The organism is Aerococcus sp. UMB1112A, from assembly GCF_030230715.1.
GTDB lineage: Bacteria > Bacillota > Bacilli > Lactobacillales > Aerococcaceae > Aerococcus.
In genome coordinates this window covers 46,770-63,698 of the sequence record NZ_JASPDS010000003.1, presented here as the reverse complement: position 1 = coordinate 63,698, position 16,929 = coordinate 46,770, and the positions used below count along the sequence as shown (strand labels likewise).

Annotated in this window: 14 protein-coding genes; 10 read left to right on the top strand and 4 right to left on the bottom strand. The window is 47.5% G+C overall.

Annotation, left to right across the window (positions count from 1 at the left end; translation table 11 throughout):
* Positions 1-2 precede the first annotated feature (2 nt).
* The 6 genes from walK to QP860_RS02465 all read left to right on the top strand — a co-directional run bounded on the left by walK (position 3) and on the right by QP860_RS02465 (position 8,144).
* On the top strand, positions 3-1,865 hold the full coding sequence (gene walK / locus QP860_RS02490) for a cell wall metabolism sensor histidine kinase WalK (protein ID WP_284912122.1): 1,863 nt from the start codon (positions 3-5) through the stop codon (positions 1,863-1,865).
* On the top strand, positions 1,862-3,325 hold the full coding sequence (locus tag QP860_RS02485) for a YycH family regulatory protein (RefSeq protein WP_284912121.1): 1,464 nt from the start codon (positions 1,862-1,864) through the stop codon (positions 3,323-3,325). Before walK ends, QP860_RS02485 begins: the two co-directional genes overlap by 4 nt.
* Before the next feature lie 10 nt (positions 3,326-3,335).
* Positions 3,336-4,184, top strand: coding sequence for a two-component system regulatory protein YycI (locus tag QP860_RS02480; protein WP_070616554.1), 849 nt, complete (start codon positions 3,336-3,338; stop codon positions 4,182-4,184).
* A 12-nt stretch (positions 4,185-4,196) separates the two neighbouring features.
* Positions 4,197-5,846, top strand: a complete 1,650-nt coding sequence (locus QP860_RS02475) for a DUF2207 family protein (protein WP_284912120.1) — start codon at positions 4,197-4,199, stop codon at positions 5,844-5,846.
* 123 nt (positions 5,847-5,969) lie between these two features.
* Complete coding sequence (locus tag QP860_RS02470; protein ID WP_284912119.1) at positions 5,970-6,782, top strand: MBL fold metallo-hydrolase; 813 nt, start codon at positions 5,970-5,972, stop codon at positions 6,780-6,782.
* 81 nt (positions 6,783-6,863) lie between these two features.
* A complete protein-coding gene (locus tag QP860_RS02465) occupies positions 6,864-8,144 on the top strand; it encodes a S1C family serine protease (protein ID WP_284878728.1) in 1,281 nt (426 codons plus the stop codon).
* Between the two features lie 369 nt (positions 8,145-8,513).
* Here QP860_RS02465 and QP860_RS02460 read toward each other — a convergent pair whose 3' ends face one another.
* Positions 8,514-9,188 carry a potassium channel family protein gene (locus QP860_RS02460; RefSeq protein ID WP_284912118.1) on the bottom strand — a complete coding sequence of 225 codons (675 nt, stop codon included), beginning with the start codon at positions 9,186-9,188 and terminating at the stop codon, positions 8,514-8,516.
* A 9-nt stretch (positions 9,189-9,197) separates the two neighbouring features.
* On the bottom strand, positions 9,198-10,577 hold the full coding sequence (locus QP860_RS02455) for a TrkH family potassium uptake protein (protein ID WP_284912117.1): 1,380 nt from the start codon (positions 10,575-10,577) through the stop codon (positions 9,198-9,200).
* Between the two features lie 157 nt (positions 10,578-10,734).
* Here QP860_RS02455 and rlmH point away from each other — a divergent pair, with 157 nt between their 5' ends.
* Positions 10,735-11,214, top strand: a complete 480-nt coding sequence (gene rlmH, locus QP860_RS02450) for a 23S rRNA (pseudouridine(1915)-N(3))-methyltransferase RlmH (RefSeq protein ID WP_070616562.1) — start codon at positions 10,735-10,737, stop codon at positions 11,212-11,214.
* Positions 11,215-11,272: 58 nt separating this feature from the next.
* On the opposite strand, the gene QP860_RS02445 is transcribed toward rlmH, so the two are convergent.
* Both QP860_RS02445 and QP860_RS02440 read right to left on the bottom strand, forming a co-directional pair.
* The gene (locus QP860_RS02445; protein ID WP_284912116.1) at positions 11,273-12,253 is read right to left on the bottom strand and encodes a DUF1002 domain-containing protein; all 981 of its coding nucleotides are present in this window, start codon (positions 12,251-12,253) and stop codon (positions 11,273-11,275) included.
* Positions 12,254-12,344: 91 nt separating this feature from the next.
* On the bottom strand, positions 12,345-13,139 hold the full coding sequence (locus tag QP860_RS02440) for a polysaccharide deacetylase family protein (RefSeq protein ID WP_284912115.1): 795 nt from the start codon (positions 13,137-13,139) through the stop codon (positions 12,345-12,347).
* A 145-nt stretch (positions 13,140-13,284) separates the two neighbouring features.
* Between QP860_RS02440 and QP860_RS02435 the strand changes: the two genes are divergently transcribed.
* From QP860_RS02435 to QP860_RS02425, 3 genes are all read left to right on the top strand, one after another.
* Positions 13,285-13,779 carry an Lrp/AsnC family transcriptional regulator gene (locus QP860_RS02435; protein ID WP_067974828.1) on the top strand — a complete coding sequence of 165 codons (495 nt, stop codon included), beginning with the start codon at positions 13,285-13,287 and terminating at the stop codon, positions 13,777-13,779.
* A complete protein-coding gene (locus tag QP860_RS02430) occupies positions 13,776-14,951 on the top strand; it encodes an aminotransferase class I/II-fold pyridoxal phosphate-dependent enzyme (RefSeq protein ID WP_070616568.1) in 1,176 nt (391 codons plus the stop codon). The genes QP860_RS02435 and QP860_RS02430 overlap by 4 nt, the downstream gene beginning before the upstream one ends.
* 193 nt (positions 14,952-15,144) lie before the next feature.
* On the top strand, positions 15,145-16,881 hold the full coding sequence (locus QP860_RS02425; RefSeq protein ID WP_070616570.1) for an Mbeg1-like protein: 1,737 nt from the start codon (positions 15,145-15,147) through the stop codon (positions 16,879-16,881).
* Positions 16,882-16,929: the final 48 nt, after the last annotated feature.

Here is a 16,929-nt window from a genome sequence, read left to right as displayed (position 1 = left end):
CCATGGCGAAGAAAGGCATCCCATTTTATAAATCGGTCCTCTTTAAGATTCCGATGATCTTTATCCTTGTGGTGCTCCTCTCGCTCCAAATTATTGGGGCTTATTTTATCAAGCAGCTCGAATCTGAAATGCTAGCTTCTTTTGATGAGCAGGTTAGTGTGCAGATGAGCTTCTTGGAGGAATCTGCCCGGCCCATATTGGATGATGACAACTTGGATAACCGGGAGAAGGCGGACCGTCTAAATACGATCTTTCACCGCTTCAATTCTAATAATATCCTGGAGTCTCAGATTTTGGACCGCAATGGTTTTTTGGTGGCGAGCTCCAGCCCCAACAGTCAGGCGCACTTGGGTCAACGGGTGACCAGGGAGGATATCGACCAGACTCTCTACAATAATACAGCTTCTTCGCGTGAAATTTATGATACCGAGCAGAATATCCGGGTGAAACAGTATGTGGCGCCTATCCTATCTTCGGATTCCTCAGGGCAATTGGTCGGCGTATTAAATCTGCGGGTCAATATTGAGAGCGTTTACCGGCAAATTCAAAACATTATTATCATCTATTTGACCTCATCGGCTGTTTCCCTCTTATTTACTATTGTCTTGGCCTTCTTAATTTCAACTGGGATTACCCGCCCGCTCAAGGCCATGAAGGACCAAGCCGAAAAAATTGCGGATGGGGACTTCAATGGTCAAGTACAAGTTTATAGTGATGATGAAATCGGCAATCTTGCGGAGTCCATCAACTACCTGTCTGTCCGCGTTAAGGAAGCTCAAGAGTCTACTGAGTCGGAGCGCCAGCGTCTGGATTCGGTGCTCAAGCACATGACCGATGGGGTAATGGCAACGGACCGGCGGGGGCGAATTATCCTAACCAACCGTAAGGCCCTGGACTTTATCTCAGCCTCAGAAGAGGAAGTGATGGGGCACTCCATTATGGAAGTCCTCAAATTACAGGACCGCTATACTTTCCGTAAACTCTTTGATAGTAATGACGAGATTCTAATCGATATGTCCACCCCTGACCAAGAATCGGTGATCAAGGGTGAGTATTCGATCATCCAGCGGGACAGTGGCTTTATCTCTGGACTAGTCTGGGTTTTGACAGATGTTACCGAACGGGAAAAGATTGAGTGTGACCGTCGGCAATTTGTTTCCAATGTTTCCCATGAATTGCGAACACCTTTGACCAGTGTGCGGTCTTATAGTGAAGCATTGGCAGATGGGGCGATAGCTGACCAAGACCTGGCGGTAGAATTTTTGGGCGTTATCCAAAACGAAACCGACCGGATGATCCGGATGATTGGCGACCTCCTCCACCTATCTAATATGGATTCGGGTAAGGAGCAATTGAACTTTGAACTGGTTTCTTTTACGGCCCTGGTCTCCCATGTCCTCGACCGTTTCGATATGATGATGCAGTCTGGGCAATTTGGGACTGACCGTTCCTTTACCATTGTCCGTGAATTGACAGGGGATGATTACTTTGTCGAGATTGACCAGGACCGAATGACTCAGGTCATTGATAATATTATTAATAATGCCATTAAGTATTCACCGGATGGCGGAACGATTACGGTCCGACTGATGTCGACCCACAATGAAGTCACCCTCAGTGTCCAGGACCAAGGTTTGGGCGTGCCACAGAAGAGCATTCCTCATCTTTTTGACCGCTTCTACCGGGTAGATAAGGCCAGGTCTAGGGCCCAAGGTGGGACTGGTCTGGGCTTAGCCATCGCCAAGGAAGTGATTGAGATGCACCATGGCCGCATTTGGGTCAACAGTATTGAGAATAAGGGGTCGACCTTCTTTGTCAGTCTCCCTTATGTTGAATTCTATGGAGAGGATGAGTGGGGCGAATGAGAAAACATTGGGGACGTTTTGTTAATATCATTTTGATCTTGCTCGTTGCCTTTAGCCTCTTAGCAACTTTTGCTATCTTTAGTCCGACTTTTCGGGTCTTCAATGCCTTCCCAGGCTTTGGGCAAAATAAAGACCAAGACCAACAGCAGGTGGCTACTGGGACACTCAATGTGACCCAGCCCAGTTCAGCTCCCTTACAGGTTGTCTTCTCGCCTAAGTCTGTGGTGCGTCACGACAAGGAAGAAGGCTATGTGAAATCTTTCAATCCCGACCTGATTAAGCAGCTGACCCAGCCCCTCTTTGATTTGTCGAAGACCATTGATGCTGGGAAGATCAAAGAAGAGTCGGAAGACCTCCGCCAAGCCATCGATAAGAAAAATTTTGTGGAATTTGAATTCTCGGATGAAATCCCCATGGCCTTCTTGCTTAAAGGGGCGCCCGAACTCGATAAATCCCACCGCGATTATGTCTTTGACCGGATTATTATGACAGTCGACGATCCCAAAATTTATTTATTGAGTGAAAAAAACGACAAAGCTTTTACTGTGGAGGCCCAAGAAGAAGGCCCCATTCAAACTATCCAAGACCAGCTCAACCAAGATAAGTCGACTTTTTATGCCGTCCAACCCTTTGAGTGCCGAGAAGGGCGCATCTATTTAAGCAAGGAAGCTCAAGAATTGGATATCCTGACTTATATGGTTGAGCGGCAACCGATTAATTTTTACTTGAACAAGCTCTTTCCTTCACCGGAGAATATTCATGATTATAGTGATGCTAACTATTCCCGCTATTTTTCCGATGGTAAGAGCCTGCTTCTGGACAATAATACCCTGGAATTGGTCTATGCGAGTGACGGTAGCGATGGGGAAGCCCTTCAGCAGGATGAAGCCATCCAAGAGAGCTTTAACTTGCTAAAAGACTTCCAACCTGCCTATGATTCTTGGAAGTTTACGGACTTTAGTGGGCAAAGCCAGCAGATCGTCTTCCGTAAATTTATTGCGGGCCTCCCTGTCTTCGGGCCCCACAATGTGTCGAAGATCAAGCTGAAGATCTCTGACCAGGGCTTACTAGGACTGAACTTGTCAGCTTTGACTATTCAAACGCCTGTGACGCCCTTGTCGGCACCCGTCCGCCTAATGAGCGGCAAGGATGTTGTTAGAATACTGGCAGAGAATAACTATTCGACCCAGGAGATTGATATGATCCAACTCGGCTACCGCTGGGTGAGAAGCGATAAGTCCAACGCCCTGGTGGAACTGGTGCCTAGCTGGCATGTCAAGCTGAAGGGGCGCTGGCATATGTTGGATAACTTGGTGGATATGTCCAAGTACAAGGACCTCCAGACCATCCACCTAGACACTAAAGAAAATATCAATATGCAGGGACTCACCGATCACAAGGACCGCGAAACTGGCGAAGAATCTGAAGATATTTCGCTTGATCAAGAACAAGAAGATTAGGAGGAAAGTCATGGATTTTAGACGTATACAGTACATACTCATTGTGGCTTTCTTAATTTTAGATCTTTTCTTATTGAATATCTTTGTGGGAAAGAATTCCGTTTACTTTCTCAATGACTATAACCGGTCCACAGCCCCTAGCGTGCAGAAGGAAATGAATCTGGAAGAGCTAACAGAAACCTCGGTATCAGATGAGACGGGAGAATTGCCTTTCGTTGCTGGCCAATTAGACTTAGAAGCCTGGCAGGAAGAGGCTGAGAAGTTAACGGACCAGGAAGTCACGGTGGATTCCAAGGGCCGGCTCTTTAGTAAATTAGACCGGCCTATTCCGGTCGCTAGTCTCCAAAAAGGAACGGCAGAAGATTCCTGGTCTGTCAGTGATTTTAAAGAAATCAATGACTTTAAGGACAGCTCGCAGCTTTTAAATGGCAAAGATTACCAGTTCGCCTATTATAATCCCCGCAAGTCGACCATTACCTACTACCAAGAAGCCTATGACGGTCACGGTATTATTGATGGGACCGGGGACTTGATCTTCCACCTTAATGACAAGCAGGAAGTCGACGCCTATGAGCAGAGTTATGCTGGGGAGACCCAAGTCCAGGGCGAAGACCGCCCCTTAATTTCTGAGAAGCAAGCCATTGAGAACCTCTACCTCAATGATGAGATTCCCAATAAGGCAACGGTAGTTAAGGTTAAGATTGGCTACCGGACCAGCTTAGCCTTAGACCAGCTTCATATGTACAAACCCATTTGGACTATCTATATTAGACACAATGATGATGAAATTGAAACAGAATATGTGGATGGTATCAATGGAACAATTATTCAACCGCAGACCACCAATACCGGGACCTAGGAAGGAGCAGCCATGATCAAAACTTATCTCAAAATAGGCTTTAGCTTCTTAGTTTTATGCTTAGGGCTCTTCCTGGCTGGCCCCGCTCAAGCTAAGGAGCTGAAAATTACAGATTATCAAGTCGAACTGGCAACGGATGAACATGGCGTGATTAAACAAAATGAAGTAATCACTTATGATATCCAAGGTCAAGTGGACCAGCTCCGCCACCAAATTGCCCTAGGCGATGTGGGGGAAGTGGAGACTTTGAAGATTGACATGCGGAGTGCCGATGCCAAGTCCGCCTTTCCCTTTGCTTTGAGCGATTCCCACGAGGTTGGCACCTTCTTTGCCCAACAGGATGATAGCATGCTCCAGGTCAATGTCTTCAACAAGATGAGCGACAGTCAGCAGATTGCCCGCTACCAGTCCACCATCAACCGAACTTGGACGAACTATGGCAACTATGCGATCTTGAGCTTGCCCCTCCTATCAGCACCTGGGACTGTGGACGAAGCCCGTATCCGCTTGAAATTTCCTAAGCCCATCAAGGCCCAGGATGCTCAGATCTTAACGACTCCCCAGCAGAAGACCCACTGGCGCTGGGTCAATGACCAGGAGTTAGAGATCCAAGTCCGGGATAAGGGAGCGGGCGATAGCATTCTTCTGGAAGCCTATATTCCTTCTCAAGTCTTGGCCAACAATCCGACAGTTGGCCCTGAAAGCAAGGGCCAGTCTATTGTTCAAGAGATGGACCAAGAAGCCGCGCAAAGAGCCAGCAAGCTCAGACGCCAGTCAGTCTTTATTTGGGGTATGGCAGTTCTCTTGGCCATCCTCTTAATTATTCTAGCTTATTTCCTAGGCCGGGATAAGCACCGTTTAGCCCAAACAGCACCGGCTAGCCATTTGGCTTTAGACCAGGTCCATCCCTACCAAGTCTTGGCTTTGAACACTAAAGCAAGGTCTAAGGAGCGCTTTTATGGCAGCCTCTTTAGCTTGTACCAGGATGGCTTGATAGATCTAGTGGCCCAAGCTCCATCTGGCAAGAAAAAAGTGGACTTATTAGTTGTTCGCCAAGCTGACCAGGCCACCAGGGGCCAGGACCAGGCCTTGTTGACTGCAGGGCAAAAGTTAGGTGAGGGGCAAAGCTTTTATGTTTCCGATTTATTAGCTGACAAGTCCCTTAAAGGCTCCTTAGCCAAAGCCCAGACTAAAGCCTTTAAGAGAGTAAAAGCCAAGTCTTTCCCCGTCTCTCGCCGCAATAAGTGGTACCGGCTCCTGCTTGTGGGCTATTTAATCTTAGCTATGGCAGCAACACTAGCTGCCCTTCTCTTGATGTTGGAGATGGATACCTCTTATGGGGCCCTCATCGTCTACGGCCTTTGTCTGGTCTTGGCTCTGGTTTTCTACCGGCGCGCTTTGCCGATCTATACACCCCAGGCTCTCTCTAAGCGGCGTGCCATCAAAAAATTAGTCCATTATTTAACCCAAAAGGAATGGACTGACCAAGAGATTAATCGATCCGAAAGAGAGCTAAGCCAGCTTTACTTGCTCTCTTGGTTTACAGGGACCAATGCTTTGTACTATAATAAACTAGTAGCTAGCGGACGTTTATCGCGCCAGCTTCAGAACTGGCCGGACGTCCTGTACGATAAAAAATTAAGTGATATGATTTGGAAATAAAGCGAGAACCATTCAGGGGAGACCGAGTGGAGGAGAGCGGGACCATAAGCACTCCTTAAAACTGACGTCTGCCCTGACTTTTTTATAGGGCTTACTTAGTCATTATCACTGAGAAGGGATGTTATGATGAGTTCAGAAGATTTTTCAATGCGGATTTCGATGTTAGCCAGTGGCAGCTCCGGGAACGTGACCTATGTCCAGACTCCCCAGCGTGAAATTCTCGTTGATGCCGGTCTGAGCGGGAAGAAGATTGAACAATTAATGGCCAGTATCGGCCGGTCCATGCATAATATAGATGCGATCTTTGTGACCCATGAGCACAGTGACCATATCAAGGGACTGGGGGTCTTAGCCCGCCGCTATAAGCTGGCGATCTATGCTAATGAAGAGACCTGGCTAGCCATTGGCGACAAGTGTGGGAAGATTCCTCTCGAGCAGCGCTTCGTGATGGAGCCAGGGGAGCTTTTGACTTTCGGGGATTTGGATGTGGCGAGCTTTGGGGTGAGTCATGATGCGGCCCAGGCCCAATTCTATGCCTTCCAGAAGGACAATAAGCAATTTGCGATGATGACTGACCTTGGCTATGTCAGCGACCGCCAACGCGGCTTCTTGCGGAATTGCGATGCTTATCTGATGGAGAGTAACCACGATACCGATATGCTGAGGATGGGACGCTATCCTTGGCATTTGAAACAGCGGATCTTAAGCGATAGTGGCCACTTGTCTAATGAAGCGGGAGCTGAAGCCTTGTCCGAAATGATCGGGGATAAGACCCAGCATGTTTACCTAGGCCATCTTTCCAAGGATAATAACTTACCCGAACTGGCCATGCAGACAGTGACTTCTGTTCTAAGGGACCATGATTTGGGGGTCAATGACCAATTCCTCATCCACAATACCCATTCCGATGAGGCAAGCGACTTATTGACTTTATAAAATAGCCATAATAAATTTCACAAAGATTTCATAATTATCACCTACAATAAAGCAAAAAATGAGAGTTAGGGGGGTAGCTAAATGCCTGAGGAAAATCAAAATAAATCATCACTTAAGAAAATATGGACACCAGCTATCGTGGGAGGCTTAATTGGCGCAAGCTTAGTCGGAGGTGTCGGCTATGCGAGTGGCGCCTTCAATCAAGTGACTTCACAGGACGAGGTAGAAGAGATTGTTCATAAGGAATTAGCTAAGAAAGATCAGGGACAAGCCAGTAAAGCAAGTGGGACCCAAGAAGAAGCGTCAGTCAATATAACGACCGATGTTTCCGCTATTGTCGACAAGGTCAAAGGTTCTGTTGTTTCTGTCGTTAATCTGGCGGATACTTCAAATAGTGAACTTTATGATCTTTTTGGTTTTAAGAATCCAGGTAGCCAATCCGCCCAAACTCCCGAAGAACAATATACGACAGCCTCTGAGGGCTCAGGGGTCATCTATAAAGTGGAAGGCGATCGAGCTTATATCGTGACCAATAACCATGTCATCGATGGCCAGGATGCGATTGAAATTATTACCAGTGAAGGGGAGCAAGTTCCAGCTAAATTAGTCGGGGCCGATAAGTTTACCGACTTAGCTGTCTTGTCGATTCCAGCTGAATATGCGCATACAGTCGCACAATTTGGAGATTCACGCGCCCTATCGGTAGGGGAACCAGCCATTGCCATCGGTTCTCCACTCGGCTCAGATTTTGCCTCAACGGTGACTTACGGTATTATTTCAGGTCTTGACCGCCAGGTACCTGTGGACTTGGACCAAGATGGGAGTGCTGATTGGCAGGTCAATGCCATTCAGACGGATGCCGCTATCAATCCTGGGAACTCGGGTGGGGCCCTAGTTAATTCAGCTGGCCAACTTATCGGGATCAATTCCATGAAGATCTCTACTGCCAATGTTGAAGGCATGGGCTTCGCTATTCCAAGCCATGAAGTCCAAGAAATTATCGCCCAGTTAGAAGAAAATGGGAAGGTCATTCGCCCTAAATTTGGGGTACAAATGACCGACCTGCGTCGGATCCCATTAGACCAACAAGAAAACCTGCTCAAGCTACCAAAAGAAGTTGAAAACGGTGTCGTGATTATGGATGTTATTTCCAACACACCAGCTTCCAAGGCAGGGCTCAAGCCTTATGATGTGATTACTAAATTCAATGGTGAAGCGGTTAATTCTACGGTCGAACTCCGTCAAAAACTTTACAGCACGGACCCAACGGCTACTGTAACTGTAGAAGTCTACCGCGAAGGTCGGCCAGTGGAAGTTAAAGTTCAACTCGAAGCCCAGTCTTCCAATGAAACACCAAGTTAATGATTAAACCTTAAACACAGGCTAAAGCTGTTGTTTAAGGTTTTTTTCTGTCCTAAATTGGGAACTTGTGTATAAAGATGTGGGAAAGTTATGCACAGGCCTGTGTATAGATAGGGTGAAAGCAGTGGAAAACCATCCGTTATGGGGATATACTTGTGAATTGTATTGTGTAGAAAAAATAAAAATATAACAGCTAAAGGGGCTAGGATGATTCAGAATGGGGAGAAATTAGGCTTTTGCCTTGTGGAATTGTTGATAAGGTTGTGGATAAGTTGGTCTGTTCCAAGGAACTGTTATAATAAAAACAAAAACACCTGCAGAAACTGCTTAAGCAGTGTCCGCAGGTGTAGGGATAGTCAAGAAAAGTTTTTAAAGCTTCTCCAAGTAGTCGATTTGTTCGAAGCGGTCGCGGTTGACGACGGCGACGACTAAGTCATCGGGGCCAAAGTGGTAATCGGGATCGAACTTGGTATTCAGGGTTTCTTTGATCTGTTTACGCAAACCGATGATATTGATATCATAGTGGCGGCGGAGGTCGAGCTCATCGACCGTATGTCCCAACCACTTTTGTGGGACCCGGAATTCAACGATGGCTGTTTCGCTGTCGAGCTTGATCATGTCTTCTAGGGAATTGCGGCTCAAGACATCGGCGATATGCTCGCCGGATTCAATCTCAGGCAGGACCACCCGGTTGACCTTCAGGGCGTCGAGGACCTTAGCGGCGGATTGGTTTTTGGCCTTACAGATGATGGTTTCAATGCCGAGTTCACGGGCGTTGATCACACCGAGAACACAGGACTCTAAATCGCTCCCTGTGGCAATGACAATCACATCGCAATTGCCAAAGCCGCTTTCGCGCATAAAGTCTAAGTCGGTAAAGTCGCCAATTGAAGCGATAGCTAGGTCATTTTCCAGGGCATTAACAATTTTTTCATCCCGGTCACAGGCAATAATATCAATGCCATTGTGGGAGAGAGACTTGGCAAGGGCAGAGCCGAAAAGACCCAGGCCCAGGATGCCGACAACACGATTTTTTTTACTCATTCTATTCACCTATCCTATAATAATATTTGTTTTTGCGTACTGAATATCTATTTTCTGACGTTTGTGTCCTAGTAAGACTAAGAAGAGGGTCATGGGGCCGATCCGTCCGATATACATTAAGAGCATGAGGGTGCCCTGGCTGGCCATGGACAGGCTAGGGGTCAAGTTACAGGAGACACCGACCGTCGCTAGGGCCGAAATGGCTTCAAAAAGCAGATGGAGATAGGGTACTTGAGGGTCAAAAGTTAAGAGTAAGGCGCTTCCTGTGAAGAGGAGGGCCGCATACATTAAGGCAATGGCAAAGGCCTTACGCACAGTGGAATCTGGAATGGTATGGTGGTCGAAGCTCACATACTTAGACTGGCGAATTTCTTTCAAAGCGAGCATGAGGGTTAAGGCGAAGGTAGTGACCTTCAAACCACCAGCTGTCCCGCCAGCGCCACCCCCGATAAACATGGTCAGGATAAAGATAAGCAAGCTGACCGGATGGCTTTGGCTGTAGTCTACGCTAGCGAAGCCCGCCGTCCGCATAGTTACCGTTTGAAAGCAGGAAACTAAGAGCTTGTTCAAGGGATTTAAGGGCCCCAAGGTATTGGGGTTGGACCACTCAACCAGGAGGAAGAGCAGGGTGCCAAGGACGATAAGGAGGACAGTCAGGCCCAGCACTAATTTCGTATGGGGACGGAGGTGCTTGATGAAGTAGGAGAACTTAATCCGCTTCTTCTCATGGTAGAAGCGTCGGAGCTGCTGGCTGACATCGAACCAGACGCTAAAACCGATGCCACCTAGGATGATCAGAGCCATAATGGTCAGATTCAAGACGGGGGCGGTTTGATAGTCGAGCAGGCTGTTATTCCCCATCAGGTCGAAGCCAGCATTACAGAAGGCTGAAACGGCTGTGAAGAGACTGTGGAAGAGCCCCCTAGCTAGGCCAAAGCGGGGAACGAAGAAGCTTGTGAGCAAAAGAGCTCCGATGCCTTCGATGACGAGGCTGTACTTGAGAATCCGACTCAGGAAGGCGGAAAGATCATCCAGTTCCGAGTGGTTGAGGGCATCGCCCGTCGCCATCTGGTTGCGGATATCTAAGCGTTGACCGAGACGGTGGTAGACGATACTGATGAGTGTCATGAGCCCCAGCCCCCCTGTTTGAATGAGGCCCATCATGACGATTTGTCCGAGTAGATTGTAGGAATCGTGGATGGATTGGGTCCAGAGCCCCGTTACACAGACGGCTGAAACCGAAATAAAGAGGTTGTCCCAATAAGTCGCTTGGGAACTCGCTGTTTGGCAGATCGGCAGGCTCAACAAGACCGAGCCAATAAGGATCACCACTAAGAAGCTCAAAGCAATTTTTTGCGAACTGCCGAGCTTATTCAAGAATTGAAGCATAAGATATGTTACTCCTTTTAAGCATTGAGAATAGCCAAAAGCTTGGCGGAAATGATATTATATTAGCGGCTTTAGACAGAAAAATAAAGTAAAGTTTAGCTAAAAGATAAAAATGACCTATTCACTGACTGATTTTGCATAGAATGGATGGATTAGCATGCAAGTAAAATTGATTGTTGTTGGTAAATTAAAGGAAAAATACCTCAAGCAGGGGATTGCGGAATATGCCAAACGTCTCCAGGCTTATTGTAAGTTCGAGGTGATCGAAGTTAAGGATGAAGCGACCCCAGAAGAAGGTTCAGAAGCTGAGCTCGACCTAGTTCGCAATAAGGAAGGAGAGCGCATCCTAGCCAAGATCAAAGCCGATGACTATGTGGTCCATTTGGCTCTCGACGGCGACTTATTGGATTCGGAAGGCTTGGCAAAGAAATTACAGAATGCCATGACCCATGGCAAGAGCAGCTTTGTTTATGTAATTGGAGGATCAGTTGGGACTAGCCAAGCCGTCCGTCGCCGAGCCGATTTAAACCTCAGCTTCGGCCGTTTAACCCTGCCCCACCAACTCATGCGTTTGGTCTTGGTGGAACAAATTTACCGCAGCTTCCGCATCCAAAACCAACAGCCCTACCATAAATAAAGCTCAACACAAGAAAAGCTCGTCTCTCAAAAAAGAGAAACGAGCTTTTTGAGTTTGATTAATTGTGTTGGTCAGCGCTTGCTGGGGCTTCTTCCGAATTAGAGAAGAAGCTCTTAACAAAGGCAACAATCTGGTCCCAGATACTTTGAGCATCCTGGGCTAATTGTTCCTTATCCGCATTATCCCAAGCAGACTTGGCATTTTGGATAATTTGGTCCCCGTTCTTCAAGAGGTCCTGGCCAAATTGATTGATGGCATCCTTTTGTTCCTGGGTCAGTTCAATCTGGCTAAATTGTTGCATCAGGTTAATGATGGATTGCTTATTCTCTTCCGAAATAACTTCATTTAAATTATAGTTGTTGATAATATTGTTGACGATCACTTGGATTTGTTGACTGTCAATTTGGCCATTGTTTTCATCCTTAGCTTTTTGGATCTCAGTCTTGATTTCAGCAATGGCAGCATTCATAGCCTCGTCAGAGAAGCCTTCCTTGCCTTGGTTTTCTTCGTTGATCTTGGAAGTAGTGGTTAACTCATCTTGGGCGACGCTGACAGCCTGGTTGTTTAATTGGTAACCAGCGTCCTGGAAGGCCTTGTAAACACCAGCTAGGGCACCCGACCCATCAACGGGAACAGCTGAAGCTACCTTGATATCTACATCAACAGCTCCGGCTGTTAGGGCTGCATTCTCATACTGGATTGGGGTAATGGCCGTAATAGTTTTGGGGGTGACAATTTCGACGGTAACATCCCCATTGTTCTTGGCTGGAGTGATATAAGCCGAAGAGTAAACCTGGCGATAAGGGTAGTTGTCTTGTAGGAGACCATTCAATTCATTAATATTCACTTGAATTTCTTTGGCCCCATCTTGGACACCCAGGGCCTGCTTAGTTTCTTGGTATTGGCTTTGGTTTAAGCTCTCCCCATAGGTAAACATGGGATTAATTTGGATCTTATCAGCAAGTACAGTGGGCACCAAGTTCAAGCTGAGCACAGCCAGGCTTGCACCGAGGGCCACTTTCTTCAATAATGCTTTCATTTGTATAACCTACTTTCACAATTTTGACTACATTATAGCACGTTTAGCGGTTGGGGCTTTTAGCTTTTGCTTAAATTCTTCCTAAAAAAGTCTAAAGGCCTAAGTCCTTCATCTCTTCTGGACGGGCAATCTCATTAGGGTCAACGATTTGATAGCCTTGGTCCTTCAAACCCTGAATGATAGCAGGCAGGGCTTCAGCTGTCCATTGGGTATCATGCATGAGGATATTAGCGCCCGGCTGTAAGAATTCTGATTCTAAGGTTTGCTTGGTGAGAGCCTCAGCGTCCTGGTAGTCGGCCACCCAGTCGTAGCCAAAGGACCAGTTCATGGGCAGCATGCCGAATTCTTCCATGAGGCCATCGACCGCAGCATTGGTGGAGCCAAAGGGCGGGCGGAAGAAGTGGACTTTTTGTCCTGTAGCCTCTTCGACAGCTTGGTTGGTCGCCTGGATTTCTTCACGGGTCTGTTCGGCTGTCAGGTCGTTGAGATTGGCATGGGTTTGGGTGTGGTTCCCCACCACATGGCCCTTATCCGCAATAGCTTTCATAATATCGCGTCCTTCTTGGTCTTCCAGGTACATGCCGTTAGCGAAGAAGAGGCCTTTTACGCCGGCATCTTCCAAGTGCTTGGCAATGGTTGGCGCATTACTGGTCGGAAGGGGACGGGGGACATCGTCAAAGGTCAAGAGGACAACATTGGGGTCGGCATCGCCAATAGGGCGGACGCTGTAGGTGGTGGGGTCGATATAGTATTTTGGGGCCTGCCTTTCCGTTTGGGCCTCGTTCTTGGCATAAGGTTGGTCTGTTTCCGTTTCGCTTTCCTGCTTGCAACCGAAGAGGCAGAGGGCTAGGAGAGCCAACAGGGCCAAAAAGTTTCGTTTTTTCATAAATTTTCTCCTCCAGAGCATATTCCAACTTGATTCGAGTAAAAGCCGGATCAAAGTGTGGTAAAATGTAGGTATCCAATAAGAGATGGCCAAACTGACCATCCAAATTGTAAGTCTATCATACCATAAAGGAGGAAGTCTGCACATGGATCACAAGAAGCAATACCGTCTTCTTCGTTACATTGAAGATGATGCCCATATTTCTCATAAGGCACTCGCCAATGCGTTGGAAGAAGATGTGGAAACTGTATCAGCTACCATTGCGGAATTAGAAGAGTTAGGTATTATTTCTGGCTATAAGACCATGATTAACTGGGATGCCACAGAGAGTGACTATGTCTCAGCGATGATTGAAGTTTCGGTTAACTTACACAAGGGAGCCTCTTATGAAGAAGTGGCGGAAATGATGTACCGCTTCAAGGAAGTGGAAGCCCTCTACTTAACCAGCGGGGCCTACGATTATATGCTCTTAACCAAGCGGGCACCAATGCAACAAATTTCACGCTTTGTTAATAAGTTAGCCTCAATCGATGAGGTTTCCGGTACGGCGACCCATATCGTGATGAACCGTTACAAGGACCACGGCACCATTTTTGAGAGTAAGTTAAAAGATGGGGAACGGTTGGTGATCTCTCAATGACAAAAAGCCTCAACCAAACCGTCCTTGATATGGCACCTTCTGGTATTCGTCGCTTCTTCAACGTCGCGAATGAAGTGCCAGGGGTCATTTCACTAGGTGTTGGGGAGCCAGACTTCGATACGCCTTGGACGGTCCGCCAAGCGGCCATTAAGAGCCTGCGCCAAGGTCGGACCTTCTATACGGCTAATGCGGGTCTGATCGAACTGCGCAAAGAAATTGCCAAATACATTGACCGCCACTACGGCCTCCACTATGACCCAGAGGAGGAACAGATTGTCACTATTGGTGGGAGTGAAGCCATTGACTTGGCCTGCCGGGTTCTGATTAATCCAGGTGATGAGGTCATCGTGATGGACCCTAGCTATGTTTCCTACCTGCCTTCGGTTCAACTGGCTGGTGGGGTGCCTGTCCCCGTCCGCTTGAAGGCAGAGGACAAGTTCGTCATGCAAGCCGAACAACTCGAAGCAGCCATTACGGATAAGACCAAGGCCATTATCTTAAATTATCCGAATAATCCGACTGGGGCGGTCTGCTTAAGAGAGGACATTGAAGCCCTGGCTCAGGTGATTAAGGATCACGATCTTTATTGTATTACTGATGAAATCTATTCTGAAATTTGGTATGCCGATGAGCCTTATACCTCGATCGCCTCGATTCCGGGTATGAAGGAGCGGACCGTCTATATCAATGGTTTTGCTAAGGCCTTCTCTATGACCGGTTGGCGCTTGGGCTATGTCTGCGCTCCTAAAGAAATCACGGAACAGATGCTTAAGGTCCACCAATACACCATCATGGCAGCACCAACCACTTCGCAATATGCGGGGATTACCGCTCTCAAGGAGTGCGATGATGAGGTTGCCGATATGCGGGATGATTACTTGGAGCGGCGTAACTTCCTTATGAGTCGCTATCGTGAAATGGGCCTACCTTGCTTCGTACCAGAAGGGGCCTTCTACACCTTCCCAGACATTCGCGAATTCGGCTTGACCAGTGAAGAATTTGCCCTAGAACTCTTGGATCGAGAGAAGGTCGCAGTAGTTCCTGGTTCTGCCTTCGGTGAATCAGGCGACGGCTTCTTGCGGATTTCCTATGCTTATTCCATTAAAGAGCTGGAGCGGGCGATGGATAAGATTGAAAACTTTGTTAAAGAATTGCGCGCTGAAAAAGCTTAATACAATCAATTACCATGCCAAGTGAGGCAAATCCATGTCTAGTTGAGATCTGGAGCCTTGTCTTGGCATGGCTTTTTTAGTTAAGAGGCAAGGGTTAAAGAAAAGATTTAGTTTTAATGGTATCTGAGTGTGAGTGCCTCTTGTCTCGCCCGGCCCGTGCTATAATAGAGCCAAGCTTTAAGGAGGTGTCTGAATGCGTTTAGTGGATTATATTGCGGCCCATAGTAGCCAGACTTTCGATGACATGCCCCTCAATGAAGTTGATATTGCAGCCTTAACGGAGCTGTCCAATTTAGAGCTGGATGACTTGGTGCCGGCTGACTTGACGGGGGAGGCCTGGGTGTCTTTAAGCCAGGTCCAAGCTTGGTTAGCCAAAAACTACCAAGCGAATACCCGGGATATTTGGCATTTCATTAGCCAGGGGCGTCATGCTGTTCTTGATGCCTTGGTGGAAACCGAACGCTTCCGCCAAGTCCGCCTTTATGGCTTTCGAAGTCTTTTAGACCAAGAGAAGGCCGTACAGTTTGCGGCTCTAATGGTCGAGATACCAGGCTATAAGAAATTAGTCATCTTTCGTGGGACGGATAATCATATTGTTGGCTGGCAGGAGAATTTCATGCTGGCCTATAAGAAGACCATGCCCTCCCAAAAGGCAGCTGGCCGCTACTTGACAGAAGTTATGGACCAGGGCGATCAAGATCAGGTCATCATAGCCGGGCATTCCAAAGGTGGTAACCTGGCCTTGGCGGCTGCTATCCAACAATCAGCTTCAGACCAGGGATTGATTGAAGGAATATATGTCTTGGACTCGCCTGGTTTCTACGAGGAAACTTTTGAGCAAGCAGGTTTTAAGCGGATTCAGTCTAAGGTCTATGAGTACCTGCCGGAAGATTCCTTGATTGGGATTATCCTCCACACAGCGACTGCACCAACGATTATTAAGAGCGGAGGAATTTCTCTCCTCCAACACCTCCTCCAACTCTGGGAGATCGAGGGAGACCAGTTTAAAAGGGTGGAATCGACCACTGTGACCAGTCAGCTCAGCCAAGAAACCCTTAATATCTGGATGAAATGGCACGGGCCAGAGGAAATTGAATTGTTGCTGACGCTTTTATTCGATGCCCTCTATAATACGGGGGTCCTCCGCCTCACCGATATTTCGGAACACTTCCGCACCTTTATCAACCGGCTCTATTCGGAGGCTCGAAAATTAGAACCAGAGGAGCGCCGTTTTATGGTGAAAGCTATCAATGATTTGTTACTCATTTGGGAGGACCTCCACCAGGACCGCCTCTACCAAGTTCAAAGTCGGCATAAGTCCCTGTCACTTTCAGCTGAGGTCCACTTACGGCTCAACCGACTCAATAGGGACCAGTCTTTGGCTAGTGTTTTGATTGGCTGTGTCTTAATGATGATGGGCGTTTTTCTCTTTTTAGAACCGGATAAGGACCTGCATATCTTTGCTGTGGCCTTTCTCTTAGGAACGGCCCTATCAGGCATTTGGGACCTCCGCCATTTCTATCAGGCGGGCCGCAAGCACCTCCATTATGGCAACTTACTGACGGGGTGTTTTTCTATTTTGACCTGTATTTGGGGGATCTATGACTATATCCAGGGTAGCCAACAAATTTTTCCCTATGTCCTAGGGGGCTGGATGCTTGGAATGGGCTTGGTCCGTGCTTACCAATTCTTCCGCCTTCGCTACGAAGACTCACCGGTTCCAATCTGGGGGAGCCTTTTATCTCTGGCGGGAATTCTTTTGGGCTTACTCCTCGTCGGTCATCCGGATTTTAGCCTTTACCTTCCTGACCTCCTCGCTTTGGCCTTTATCGTTCAGGGGATCCAGATGATTGTCAGCTACTTAATTTATCGTAAGGAGAGTGACCTCTATCGCTTCATTGACCGAGTCAAGCATGAGCATATGGATTGAGTCGACCTGGGATTCATGATAGCTTAGAGCTAAAATGATGGGAGGGGC